The sequence below is a fragment of the Sorangium sp. So ce448 genome (assembly GCF_051520915.1).
GTDB lineage: Bacteria > Myxococcota_A > Polyangia > Polyangiales > Polyangiaceae > Sorangium > Sorangium cellulosum_B.
Genome location: NZ_CP150343.1, coordinates 6,331,332 through 6,344,452, shown reverse-complemented (window position 1 = coordinate 6,344,452; position 13,121 = coordinate 6,331,332). Strand labels below are relative to the sequence as shown.

The window sequence follows — 13,121 nt, the reverse complement described above, 5'->3', positions numbered from 1 at the left end:
CGCGCGGAAGTTACGCTATGGTGGGCGGCCGTGACGAGCCCCACAGCGCGCTTGCCTCGCTCGATTGGCCCCAAGGCCGGGCGCATCGTCGTGTGCTTCGCCTCCGCGGTCGCAGCCGCCGCGGCGGTCGCCCACAGCGCGCCGCCGGCGCTGGCGGCGCAGGTGCCCCCGCCGGAGCCGCTCAGCGCGCCTGCTGTCGCGCCCGCCGCCCCGCCCGCACAGCCGCCGCAGGGCGGCGGGCCGAGCCCTCCCGCCCCGCCGCCGCTCTCGCGAGACGAGGAGACGAAGCGGCTCCGCATCGAGCGAGCGACCGCGCTGCACGACGAGGCGCAGCGGCGCTACCAGCACGGCGAGTACCGCGCGGCCATCGCGAAGCTGGAGGCCGCCGTGGCGCTGGATCCCGAGGGCAAAGAGCTCATCTACAACCTGGCGATGATCCACGAGCGGCTGGGCGAGATCGACGAGGCCGAGCGCTACTACCGCCGCTACCTCGACATGGAGGCGCTCCCGAAGGCGCGTGAGGAGGTGCACGCCGTCCTCAAGCGGCTCGAGGGCGCGAAGCGAGAGCTCGTCAGCGCGAAGCCGCAGCCGTCCGCGCCCGCGAAGGCCGCCTCGGTCTCCACGGCGCTGCCGTATTTGCCGCGCTTGGCGCGTCATCCCGTGGCGGTCGGCGGCGCGATGCCGCGCGCGACCTGGCTCGGCGTCAGCGGGGGCATCGCCGCGGGGTCGCTCGTTGTCGGCGGCGTCTTTGCCGCGCTCGCCGTGGCGCGGGATCCCGGCGCCGGCGAGCGCACCGGGGCCGGCGTCTCCATCGCCGACCTGCAGGCCGACGCGAGCGCCGCCCACCGGTGCGCCGTCGCCGCGGATGTCGCCTTGCTGGTCGCCGGGCTCTCCGGGGCAGCGGCGCTCTACCTGTACCTGGCTCCGGGGGCCCCCGCGGCGAGCCCAGCCGCTCGCGGGGCCTCGGCCGTCGGTTCGCGTGCGCTGACGCCGGGGCAGGATCGCCGTCTCCCGCCCGGCGCCGGTGCAGGGGCGCAGGGGATCCGCCTGTCGCTGGGCGCCGAGGGAGCCCGGCTCCGGGTGCAGTTCTGATGCGCCCCATCGCCGCGCGGCGCAGGCTGCTCCGCGGGCTCGCCGCGCTCGTGTCGCTCGGCGCCGGGTGCGAGGTCCTCGTCGACGGCACGCTGGGCCCGGTGCACTGCACGGACGAGGGCGCGCTCGGGCCGCCGGCGTGCCCCGAGGGCGCCGTTTGCAGGGACGGCGCCTGCGCCGAGCAGCAGCTGGAGCGCGCGCTGGGCGCGCGCTGCGCGCGGCACGAGGACTGCGGCGCGCTCGATTTCTGCCTCGATCCCGCGCTGTTCGACGTCGAGGGGCCGCGCGTCTGCTCGCGCGCCTGCTGCAGCTCGAGCGACTGCGATCCTGCCCGGGATGCGGTCTGCTGGATCCCCGACGGCGGGGGGAGCGGCCTCTGTCGCGTCGGCCGGGAGGTCGGCCGGCCCGACGTGGGCACGGGGCTCTCCGGCGCGCCTTGCGCCGCGCCCGGCGACTGCCGATCTGGCATCTGCGACGACGGCGCCTGCGTCGACGCCTGCTGTTCCGACACCGGCTGCGCCACGAACGGGGCGGCGTGCCGGCTCACGACGGGCCTCGTCTCGTCCGGTCCGGCCTGGGCGTGCCAGGCCGCCGCCTTGGGCGATGGAGGCTACTTCGAGCGGTGCGCTCGGGACGAGGACTGCGCGTCCGGGCTCTGCGCCGAGGTTGAAGGGAGCGGCCGCTGCACCATCCCGTGCTGTGGATCGGAGATGTGCCCGGACACGCCCGGCGAGGTGAGGCAGCGCGTCGGCTGCGCCGAGCTCGCGATCGACGGACGCTCGACCGTCCGCGCGTGCATCACGCTGCTGTCCGGGGACAGCCTCGCGGCCGTCGGCGTTCCGTGCACCACGCCCGAGGACTGTCGGAGTGGTATGTGCATCAAGGATCCTGAACAAACGCAGCGATTCTGTAGCGACGTCTGCTGCAGCGATGCGTCCTGCGGCGACGCCGCGTTCTTCGGCTGCCATCCGCGAGCGACAGGCGAGTCGTGGGCCTTGCGATGCGAGCCCAAGTAACGGACGATCCCCCCCATCGCGGTGGTAGTTCGTGCAGCTGACGGCCAGTTCCCAGCCAGCGCCCCCGGGTCGCCCGGCGAGCCCAGCAGGGCCATGGCGCTGATTTGCCCGCGCTGCCACCACCTCGGGGCCGTCGCGCTGGAGGGGAGGAGCTCGTCCAGCCAGCTTCCGTCTCCCGCCGGCGAGCGCGGTTCCCACGACGGCCAGAGCGCGAGGCTGCCTCGTTGCCCCCATGACGGGCTGGCCCTCGTGAGCCGCGAGGTGCTCGCCGAGGCCGACGGAGATCCGTTCCTGGGGATCGCGATCGCGGATCGGTTCGTGATCGTGGGCAAGCTCGGCGCCGGCTCGATGGGCACGGTGTACCGCGCGCGCCAGGAGGCGATGGGCCGCGACGTGGCCATCAAGATACTGCGGTCGGACAGGGCCTTCGACGCGCAGGCGAAGGCGCGCTTCACCCGCGAAGCGCGCGCGATGAGCCTCCTCAGGTCGCCGTACACGGTCACCGTGTTCGATTTCGGCGAGGTCGTGGACGACGCGACGGACGCGGCCTTCGGCCGTGGTCGCTCCGCAGAGCAGAACTCGCCCGGGGAGGGGACGACGTCGAGCAGCGGCTCCCTCTACCTCGCGATGGAGCTGCTCGAGGGCGAGTCGCTCGGTCAGCGGCTCAAGCGCCTGCGGCGGCTGCGCGTGGGCGACGCCGCCCGCTTCGCGCGGCACGCGCTCCTGTCGCTGGCCGAGGCGCACGACAAGGGGATCATCCACAGGGACCTCAAGCCGGACAACCTGTTCCTGGCGAGGCCCCCCGCGGGCGAGCACGAGGAGATCTGCAAGGTGCTCGATTTCGGCATCGCGAAGGTGATGACCGGGACAGAGCGGCCGGTCGACGCCCTCGAGACCCAGGCAGGCACCGTCTTCGGGACGCCGCGGTACATGTCGCCGGAACAGGCGCAGGGCAGGCCGCTCGACGCGCGGAGCGACCTCTACTCGCTCGGCGTCCTGCTCTATCAGATGCTGGTCGGCCGGCCGCCGTTCATCGACGACGATGCGGTCGTCGTGATGGCGAGGCACATCACGTCGTCGCCCGTGCAGGCGAGCGAGGCCGCGCCGGACGCCAGGATCCCGCCGTCGCTCTCGCAGCTCCTGCAGCGCGCCCTGGCCAAGCGGCCCGAGGATCGGCCGCGGAGCGCCCAGGCGTTCATCGCCGAGCTCGATCGCGCGATGGACGAGGCCAGGCCGAGCCTCGACCGCGAGCGCCTCGGCCCGGCTCAGCCCGCCGAGGTCGGCGCCACGAGCGAGCTGCTCGCGGTCGTGGGCGACGGCGAAGGCGCCGCGCCGGCGCCGAGCACGCTGCGTCGCGCGCCGCGGAGGCGCACGTCGCGCGTGGCCGTCGGCGCCGGCGCCCTGTCCCTGATCGTGATGGCGCTCGCCGTGCGCGAGCTCCGCCGGCCCGTGGACGGCGGCGCGCGCAGCCTTCAGAAAGGGGTAGCGCTGGAAGCGCGGGCACTCGCGAGCGCGATCTCGCGCGCCGACCCGCCGCCCGCCGCGGCGCCGACGCCGCCCGCCACGGCGCCGACGCTGCCCGCCGCGGCGCCGACGCCGCCCGCCGCGCCGACGCCGCCGCCGCCCGCCGCGCCGGCGCTGCCGCCCGCCGCGCCGACCGCGGGTGTCGCCAGCGCGGCGCCCGCGCCCACGGGCGTCCCATCGGCGTCGACACCGAGGCGAAAGCCAGCGCAGCAGCGCAAGCCATATGTGAAATTCGACTGATGACGGCACGCGCGCGGCACCGCTGCGCAAGGCCGACGTGGGCCCCCGAAGCCCCGCTCTTCCATGGAGTCCCGTCGCGCGAGAGACAGCGGCGTCCGATCGCGAAGGACACCGAGAGTCGCTGTACGAGCCGGAGGCTAACGTGTAACTTCGCCGCGCACCGATGGATCCCCGTGAGATGGAAACGCTCGTCCAGCGGCTCGTCACGAATCCGCATGACGGGGAAGCCCTGGCGTATGCTCACCGAGCCGGGGAGCAGGACCCACGCTCGTACGCCATGCTGCTCGAGCGCGTCGGCAGCTCCACCGCAGATCCATCGTACGCGGCGCACTGGCTGAGCGAGGCCGCGAACGTGTGGTCGACAACCATCGGCGACGCGCACCACGCCGCGCGGACGCTCATGATCGCCATCGACAAGGATCCGACGCAGCGGACCGCGGCGGAGCGGCTGGCGCAGCTCTACCGCGACAAGGGCGATCAGAAGGCGCTCGTCGCGCTCCTGGAGCGGCTCGTCAAGGCGCTCACGCCGCTGCTCTTCGAGCGGCCCGAGGTGCGCGCGCAGGTCTCGACCCTGCACGAGGAGCTCGGCCGGCTGTGGAGCGAGCCGCCGCTCTCGCGGCCGGAGCGCGCCCTCGAGAACTGGCGCCGCCTGGCGGAGCTCGATCCGCACAACGTCTACGCCATCTACGCCGCCCGCGAGATGCTGAAGGCCCAGCAGCAGTACGCCGAGGCGATCCCGTACTTCGCGATGGAGCAGGCGCTCGTCGACGACCCGGAACGGCGGCTCGCCCTGCTGCGCGACGAGGCCGACATCCGGCGCCGCGCCGGCGATCTCGCGGGCTCCACCGTGGCGCTGCGGAACGCGCGCGCGTTCGTGCCGCACGACATGGGGCTCATCCAGGCGCTCGGCGTCGCCATCGTCGACCGCATCGAGGCGGGCGAGCCGGTGCCGCAGCCAGAGCGCGACGAGGCCGCGGAGCTCTTCGTGGCGCTCGCGGAGACGTACGACGGGGAGTACGGCTACTCGTACTCGGTCTACGCCCTCCGCGCGGCGCCGGGGCACGATCGCGCGATGCAGCTCGCCGACCACTACGGGAAGCAGCTGGGCCGCATCGCGGAGCTCCGCCCGCGCTACCTCGCCTACCTCCAGGTCAACCCGAACGGGTTCATGGCCCCCGAGGCGCGCAAGCGGGCGTCCGTGCCGCCCCCCCCGCGGCTGCCGTCGGCGCCGCCGCCGCCCCTGGGCGTGGCCGCCGCGCCCGCGCACCGGTCGTCGGTGCCGCCCAGCGCGGGAGCCGCCCATGCGCACGCGTCCGTGCCACCCTCGGGCGTCCTCTCGTCGCCGGCTGCCGCCGGGCTGGTCGAGCTGGGGGTGGCCGCGTTCGCGCCGGCGTCTTCGTTCGCCCCCGCGCCGGGGTCGACGGCGCCGGACACGCTGGCTTCGCCCGCGGACGCCGCGGCGCAGGCCCCCGCGGGGGCGTACGGCCTGGCCGACGCCGCGCCGGCGCCTGATGCCATCGGCGGCTCGGCCCCCTCGGAGGCGCTGCAGCCGCCGAGGGAGGAGCCGGCCGAGCTTCGCAAGCCGCTGACGCTCGCCAAGCTGCGCGAGGTGCTCAAGGGCGAGCCGGCCAACCCGGACGTGCTCGCGCAGGTCGAGGAGCAGCTGCGCCAGAAGCGGATGTTCGTCGAGCTGCGGGACGTCCTGCTCGCGGCGGCGCGCGTCCCCGAGGCGCCCATCGAGCGCAGGAAGGCGCAGCTGCGCGACGTCGCCGGGCTGTGCGAGGCGCAGCTGCGCGACGTCGACTCCGCGGTCCAGGCCTGGAAGCTGCTCTCCGAGCTCGATCCCGGGGACGCGCGGGCCCAGGCCGAGCTGAGGCGGCTGCTGGAGCAGAGCTCGCGGTGGGATGACCTCGCCGCGCTGCTCGAGCACGACGCCGCCGCGACGCCCGACGTCGCGCAGAGGGTCGAGATCGAGAAGGCGCTCGTCGTGCTCCACGAGCAGAAGCGCCGCGACCCCATCGCGGCCGCGGAGGCGTGGGTGCGGATCGCGGGCCTCACGCCCGACGACGGCGCGGCGCTCCTGTCCGCCGTCAAGCTCTTCGAGCGTGGCGAGCGCTTCGATCTCGCCGCGCGGGTCCTCGCCGACGCGACGTCCTGGTTCAAGGGGAAGCTGAACCACGGGCCGCTCCTTCAGAAGCTCGGCGAGCTCCGGATGCGGCTCGATGAGCCGGGCGCCGCGGGCGACGCCTACGGCCAGGCCGCCGAGCTGCTGCGCCAACCGAGGCTGTGGGAGCTCGCGCAGAAGGCCTACGTCGCGGCGGGGCGGCTCGCCGAGGCGGCGAGGGCGCTCTGCGAGCGCGCGCTGCTCGCGGACCGCAAGGCGCGCCCGGCGCTCCTCGTCCAGGCCGCCGAGCTGCTCCTCAGCGCCGGGGACGTCGACGGTGCGCTCGACCGCGTCGAGCGCGCCATCGAGATCGATCCGGCGACCGCCGCCGCCCCCGCGATCGAGGATCTGTACCGGCGCGCCCATCGGTGGCCCGAGCTCGTGCGGTTCCTCCTGAGCCGGGCCGAGGTGCTCGGCGACAGGGCGGAGCGCGTCGCGGCGCGGCGGGCCGCGGCGGCCCTGCAGCGCGAGCTCGGCGATCGCGACGGGGAGCGCGCGACGCTCACGCTCCTGCTCGCCGACGGCGATGACGCCGAGGCCATCGAGCGGCTGGCCCAGGACGCAGGCGAGCGTGGCGATCACCAGCAGGGCGCGGAGCTCCTCCGCAAGCTCGGCGATCTGACGGACAGCGAGCCCGGCAAGATCTCGCTCGCCCTGCGCGAGGCGCGCATGCTCGCGGATGGCCCTGGCGACCTCGAGGCCGCGATCGCGCGCTACGAGGCGGTCGTGGCGACGCTCGATCCGCAGAACCGGATCGCGCTGCAGGGGATCGCCGACCTGGAGGAGCGGCGCGGCAACCCGAGGGGGGTCGCGGGCGCGCTCGAGCGTGAGCTCGTGCTCGTGTACGGTCACGACCAGGTCGACATCGCGCAGCGGCTCGCGGCGCTGTACGAGGGCCCGCTCGACGATCCGCGCGGCGCCGTCCGGGCGCTCGAGATCGTCCACGCCGCCGAGCCGGACGACCTCGACGCGGTCGCCCGGCTCCTGCGGCTCGCCGAGCGGCTGAACGACTGGCCGACGGTCGCGCGCCTGATGGCGATCCTGATCGAGATGGAGGGCGACGACGACGAGGCGTCGCAGATGACCCGGCGCCTCGCCGAGATCCTCGACCAGCAGCTGGGCAAGAGCGACGAGGCGCTGGCGCTCCTGGAGCGGCTCGCCGATCAGGGCGACGAGCCGTGCCGAGAGGCGTACGTCGCGCTCGGCGATCGGCACGGGTGGAAGGGGATCGTCGCGACCAAGCTGGTCGCCTGGAACGAGTCGCTCGCGCGCGCGGGGCGCGAGGTCGCCCTCCGCGGGGCGTTCGAGCGCTTCGTGGAGGTCGGTCGCCAGAAGGACGCCGCGCGCGTGGCGATGGAGCTCGCGCGCTCCCGCACCGCCGACGCAGGCCTCGCGGAGAAGCTCGAGGCGATCGCGGTGGAGCTCCAGGATCGCGAGGCCCTCACCGTCGCGCACGAGCTCCTCGCGAGGGATCTCTCGGGCGTGGCCCGGGCGGCCGAGCTCGTGCGGCAGGCCGAGGTCCGGGTCTCCGTGGGCGCCGATCCGCTGGAGTCGATCCACCACGGCGAGGGCGCGCTCGCGAGCGTGCCGACCGCCGAGGTCGAGCCGCTGCTCCAGCGGCTCGCGGCGCTGGCCGAGGCCCCTGGCCTCATCATCGATCTCTTCGAGCGCCAGGTGAGCCGGTGCCGCACGCCGGCCGATCGCCTCGCGGCGCTCGTCCGCGCCGCCCAGATCGCCTGCGAGCGCGGCGCCACCGACCGGGCGAGGAGCTTCTTCGAGCTGGCCCTCGGCGGCGGCGTCCAGGAGGAGACGATCGCCACGCTCGAGCAGGTGGCGCGGGACGACGACGAGCGGTCGCGGTCGACGGCGCTGCGCGCGATCCTCGCCGAGGCGCTCGCGGCCGGCGGCCAGGGCTCGCGCGACGGCGGCCGCACCCGGGCGGCGCTCCTGCGGCGCGCGGCCACGATCGCCTACAAGGATCTCGGGGACGTCGACCGCGCCTTCGGCTGGCTGGGCGGCGCCGTGCTCACGCAGGTCGACGACGCTTCGCTCGACGCGCTCGAGGCCCTCGGGCGCGAGGTGGGCGACCTGCCCCGCGTCGGCGCGACGCTGGACCGCGCGCTGGACGAGGTCTTTGACGGCCCGCTCGTGCGAAAGATCCTGCAGCGTCGCGCCAGGCTGCGGCGCGACGTGCTCGGCGACCGGCAGGGCGCCGCAGCGGACCTGAAGAAGCTTCACGACCTGGCGCCCTCGGATCAGGACGTGGTGAACGACCTGTCGGGTCTCCTGCTGGAGCTCGGCGATCACCGCGGCATGATCCAGCTCTACGAGGACCAGATCCTCCGCGGCCGCGATCCGGCGCAGCGGGCGGAGCTCGCGCGCAAGGTGGCGCGCCTCTGGGAGGAGGAGCTCGGCGAAGCGCGCGAGGCGGCGGACGCCTGGCGCCGCGTCCTCCGCATGAAGGCGGGTGATCCGGACGCGACTGCGGGCCTCGAGCGGGCCAAGACCGGCAAGCTCAAGCGCACCCCGCCGCCTCCTTCGCTGCCGACGCGCGCGCCTGGCCCGCCGCTGACCGAGCCGCCGCTCGCGCCCCGGGCGCCGGCGCTCGAGACGCTCGGCCTCGAGGCCGGCGCGGTGGCGGCGGTGAACAACGGCTACGCGGGCTCCGAGGCGCACGAGGGCGTCGAGGCGCAGCCGGTTGCGGAGGCGCAGCCGGCGGCGGAGGCGTACTCGGCGGCAGAGTCGCAGCCGGTTGCGGAGGCGTACCCGGCGGCGGAGGTGTACCCGGCGGCAGAGGCGCAGCCTGTTGCGGAGGCGTACCCGGCGGCGGAGGCGTACCCGGTTGCGGAGGCGTACCCGGCGGCGGAGGCGCTTTCGGCTCCCGAGGCGCAGCCGGCGGACGCAGCCGCCTCGCAAGCGCTGCCGGTCGAGCCGGAGCAGCCGGTCTGGGCCTACGGCGTCGCTGCGCATGCCGACGCGGCCGACGCGGGCAGCGGCGCTGCCCATGTCGATGTGGTTCTGCACGAGGGGCAGAGGCTCCCTCTGGATAGCGCCACCCAGGTCCTCCACGTTGCTCCGGCTGCGTATTCCGATGCGCCAGCCGCTCCCGCGCAGTGGTCGGAGTTCGACGCTCCCGCAGGGCCGCCGACGCTCGGCGACGTCGACAACGGCGAGGCCCATCGAGCGCACGAGGAGGCGCCCCTCTCGGCCCCTGCGGTGCCCGTCGCGCCCGCTGCCCCCATGGCGCCTGTCGTGCCGCCCTTGCCTGGCTCCGACGCGATCGACGTCGACACGGATGCGGAAGACGTGGAGTTGATCGACGACGACCCTGGTGCTCGCTAGCTCTCCCCCGCCGATCCTGCCCCCGGCGCTCCGGCCAGGCGATACCGTCGCGGTGATCGCCCCTTCCAGCCCGTTCGAGCACGTCCTCGCGCGGGTCGGCATCGGCTGGCTCGCCCAGCGCTACCGCGTCCTCTTCGACGCGGGCGAGGGGCCTCCGCCTCCGTTCGACGGCGACGGCGACGGCCGGCGCGGCGGGCCGCCATCGCTGTCGGCGCCCTCCCATCACGGGCTGTTCGCGCGGGCCGGGTACCTGGCCGGCAGCGACGCCCGGCGCAGCGGCGAGCTCGCCCGCGCGCTCTCGCACCCCGACGTCAGGGCCATCTTCGCGGCCCGCGGCGGCTACGGCGCGAACCGGTTCGTCCACCGGCTCGACTGGAGCGCCCTCGCAGCGCACCCCCGCTGGATCGTCGGCTTCTCCGACGTCACGGCCCTCCACGTCGAGGCAGCGCGCGCGGGCGTGGCGTCGCTCCACGGCGTCCATGTCACCGCGCTCGGGCGCGGCGACGCCCGCGCCCGCGCCGCGCTGATCCGCGCCCTCGAAGATCCGCTGGGTGAGCGCCGCTTCGACGGCCTCACCACGCTGCGCGCCGGGGTGGCCGAGGGGCCGCTCTTCGGCGGCAACCTGGCCCTGCTCCACGCCTGCGCCGCCGCGGGGCGGCTCCGGGTCCCGGCGGGGTGCATCCTCCTGCTCGAGGACGTCACCGAGCGGCCCTACCGCATCGATCGCATGCTCGCGACGCTCGAGGTCGGCGGCCACCTCGCCCCCGCCGCGGCGGTGGTCCTCGGCGACTTCGAACAGTGCGCACCAGGCCCCGACGGAATCACGGTGGACGAGGTCCTCCGCGACAGGCTGCTCCCGCTGGGCATCCCCGTCGTCGCCGGGCTGCCGATCGGCCACGGCCATCGCAACGAGCCCGCCATCCTCGGCGGCCTCGCGCGCGTCCTCGCGCACGGCCCCGACGCAGCGGTCACGCTGGCGGGCGCCTGAGCGCCCGCGCGGTCACGCGGTCACGCGGTCACGCGGTCACGCGGTCACGCGATCACCAGAAGACGCTCTTCCGCTCCTTCAGGCCGCGGTTCAGCATCGACTGGATCCGACCCTTCACGAGCGCCACCTTCTCCTGGATCACCGCGTCGTCGTCGTCGGGGTCGCCGTGGAACGTCATCGGCTCGCCGAAGTAGATCCGGTATCGGGTTGGCAGCGGCATCTGGCCGCCGGGGAGCAGGAGCTGTGGGATGATCGGGAACGTCGGCATGCCGAGCGCCTTCGAGACCGACTCGAGGTTGCCGAGCGAGATGTACTGTTCCTCGCCCCCGATGACCGCGATGGGCACGATCGGCGTGTCGGTCTCGAGCGCGAGCCGCATGAACCCGAGCCCGAAGTCGAGCAGCTGATAGCGGCTGGAGAACCCCTTCGAGATCCCCTTCGTCCCCTCCGGGAACACGAGGATCGCCGCGCCCATGTCGAGCAGCCGGCGCGCGTTCTCGGGGACGCCGACCACCTGGCCCACGCGCGAGAAGAAGGTCGCCACGAACGGCAGCGTCTGCGTCCACTTCTCGACCATGCTCCGCATCAGGCGCGGCGGCTCCGCGTCCAGGAACAGCGAGGCCGCGATGAGCATGCCGTCGAACGGGAGCTGGCCCGAGTGGTTCGCGATGAGGAGCACACGGCCGGCCGGGACGCGCTCGATGCCGAACACCTCGGTCCGGAAATAGAGGCGATGAAAGAACGCGGCGACCCCGACCGCGTACTTCGCCCACTCCCGGTCGAGCCCGAACGGGTCGACCCCGTCCGCCGCGTGAGGCAGCGCGACCCGGCGCAGACGGTCCTCGAAGTCCTGACCGAGCAGCCGGATGGTCGCGTCGTCGATCGTGCCGCGCAGGCTGTCGACCCCGACGCGCGCCAGCGGCAGCGCGCTGTGGGTGACGAAGTGGCTCAGCCTGGCGAGCCTCGTTCTGCTGGCCATGGGCGGCGGACGATAGCAAAACTCGCGTGGGCCTGCACCGGCACGAAGGGCTTGACCATCGGCCTCCTCGAAGCGACCGTCGCTCCGATGAGCGAACGAATGCTCGGTCGAGGCCGCCGTCCCGCCGCGGACACGGATCCGTCCCTCCGGTCCATCCTCATCACCGGCATCTGTGGTCGCCTCGGGCGGCGCCTGGCGCGGCGCCTCCACCGCGAGCGGCGCGTGATCGGCGTCGACCGGCGCAGCTTCGAGGGGCGCCCCAAGGACATCGAGCATCACCAGATCGACATCCGCCGCAAGAAGACCCAGGACATCTTCCGCCAGGAGCAGCTCGCCGCGGTGGTCCACCTCGGGGTCATGCACGATCCGCGGGTGAGCCAGATGGAGCACCACAGCTGGAACCTCGCCGGGTTCCAGCGGCTGCTCGAGTTCGTCGCGCAGTACGACGTGCCCAAGCTCATCGTGCTGTCGAGCGCGAACGCCTACGGGCCGCGCCCCGACAACCCGCAGTTCATCACCGAGGACGCCCCGCTGCTCGGCGGCGCGTCGTTCAGCGAGATCCGCGACCTCATCGAGGTCGACATGCTGGCGCAGTCGTTCTTCTGGAAGCACCCCCAGACCGAGACGGTCATCCTCAGGCCGGTCCACATCCTCGGCTCCGTGCGGAACGCGCCGTCGAACTACCTCCGGCTCAACGTGATCCCGACCCTCCTCGGCTTCGACCCGATGGTGCAGGTCATTCACCAGGACGACGTGGTCTCCGCGATCCTCGCGGCGCTCCGCCCCGGCGTGCGCGGGATCTTCAACCTCGCCGGGCCCGCGCCGCTGCCGCTCTCGCGCGTCATCGAGATGACCGGCCGGGCGCGCGCGGCGATCCCCCACTTCGTCATGCAGACGATCATCCCGCGGCTCTGGCGGTTCAGGGCGACCTCGTTCCCGGCCCCCGAGCTCGATCACATCCGCTACGTGTGCATGGTCGACGACCGGCGGGCGCGCGACATCCTCGGCTACACGCACGAGCACGACATCCAGGAGACCGTCCAGGCGGTCGACGACATCACCTGAAAGGCGTCATGAAGCGAGCGACCCGGATCGAGCGGCTCGTCGACTACTACGAGGACTTCGCGCCCGACTACGTCTCCACCTGGAAAGACATCCAGCACTACGAGAAGCCCGTGCGCGCGTTCCTGCGCGAGGCGGTCGCCGACGGCGCCCGCGTGCTCGACGCGGGCTGCGGCCCGGGCCACCTCACGCGCGATCTCCCGCCGTCCGTCGAGGTCGTGGGCTTCGACATCGCCGAGGGGATGCTCGAGATCGCGCGCAAGAAGCGGCCCCAAGGCGCCTATCACCGGCACGACTACCACCTCCCGATCCCCCGCTCCTGGGGGCGGTTCGACGTCACCCTCGCGCTCGGCACCCTCGAGTTCTGCGACGATCTCTCGCTCGTGCTCAAGAACCTGGCCGGCGCGATGCGCCCCGGCGGCCGCCTGCTGGTGAGCATCGTCGAGCGCAGGCCCAACGTCCGGCTCCACGAGCGCCACGCGCGCCCGCTCTCCGACGCCGAGCTGACCGGCGTGAAGATGTATCTTTACACCTTCGCCGAGCAGACGGACGCCATCCTGGGTTCTGGCCTGCTCCCGCGCAGCTACCGGCTCCACCCCGGCTGGCGACACACCGAGTACGACGTCGACGTGCTCTACGCGCTCTGGGACCTCGAGGTCTCACGCGGCGGCCGGTGATCACCCCGGACAGCGCGGCGAGCCTTTCCGCGCCGGG

At 74.0% G+C, this 13,121-nt stretch carries 8 protein-coding genes; 7 read left to right on the top strand and 1 reads right to left on the bottom strand.

The features are described from left to right. The first annotated feature begins 30 nt into the window (after positions 1-30). The 5 genes from WMF45_RS23865 (at position 31) to WMF45_RS23845 (ending at position 10,366) form a co-directional block, all read left to right on the top strand. Positions 31-1,092, top strand: a complete 1,062-nt coding sequence (locus WMF45_RS23865) for a tetratricopeptide repeat protein (protein ID WP_437719143.1) — start codon at positions 31-33, stop codon at positions 1,090-1,092. Beyond that, positions 1,092-2,108 (top strand): hypothetical protein, encoded by a 1,017-nt coding sequence (locus WMF45_RS23860; RefSeq protein ID WP_437719142.1) that lies wholly within the window; start codon positions 1,092-1,094, stop codon positions 2,106-2,108. The genes WMF45_RS23865 and WMF45_RS23860 overlap by 1 nt, the downstream gene beginning before the upstream one ends. Before the next feature lie 93 nt (positions 2,109-2,201). Next, positions 2,202-3,872 carry a serine/threonine-protein kinase gene (locus WMF45_RS23855; protein WP_437719141.1) on the top strand — a complete coding sequence of 557 codons (1,671 nt, stop codon included), beginning with the start codon at positions 2,202-2,204 and terminating at the stop codon, positions 3,870-3,872. Between the two features lie 178 nt (positions 3,873-4,050). Continuing rightward, positions 4,051-9,378, top strand: a complete 5,328-nt coding sequence (locus WMF45_RS23850; protein ID WP_437719140.1) for a hypothetical protein — start codon at positions 4,051-4,053, stop codon at positions 9,376-9,378. Next, the gene (locus tag WMF45_RS23845) at positions 9,368-10,366 is read left to right on the top strand and encodes a S66 peptidase family protein (RefSeq protein ID WP_437719139.1); all 999 of its coding nucleotides are present in this window, start codon (positions 9,368-9,370) and stop codon (positions 10,364-10,366) included. The genes WMF45_RS23850 and WMF45_RS23845 overlap by 11 nt, the downstream gene beginning before the upstream one ends. 52 nt (positions 10,367-10,418) lie before the next feature. On the opposite strand, the gene WMF45_RS23840 is transcribed toward WMF45_RS23845, so the two are convergent. Then, a complete protein-coding gene (locus tag WMF45_RS23840) occupies positions 10,419-11,345 on the bottom strand; it encodes a lysophospholipid acyltransferase family protein (protein ID WP_437719138.1) in 927 nt (308 codons plus the stop codon). A gap of 99 nt (positions 11,346-11,444) precedes the next feature. Here WMF45_RS23840 and WMF45_RS23835 point away from each other — a divergent pair, with 99 nt between their 5' ends. Then, positions 11,445-12,410: an NAD-dependent epimerase/dehydratase family protein gene (locus WMF45_RS23835; protein ID WP_012236892.1), complete on the top strand. Its 966-nt coding sequence runs from the start codon at positions 11,445-11,447 to the stop codon at positions 12,408-12,410. Between the two features lie 8 nt (positions 12,411-12,418). Next, positions 12,419-13,084: a class I SAM-dependent DNA methyltransferase gene (locus tag WMF45_RS23830; RefSeq protein ID WP_437719137.1), complete on the top strand. Its 666-nt coding sequence runs from the start codon at positions 12,419-12,421 to the stop codon at positions 13,082-13,084. Positions 13,085-13,121: the final 37 nt, after the last annotated feature.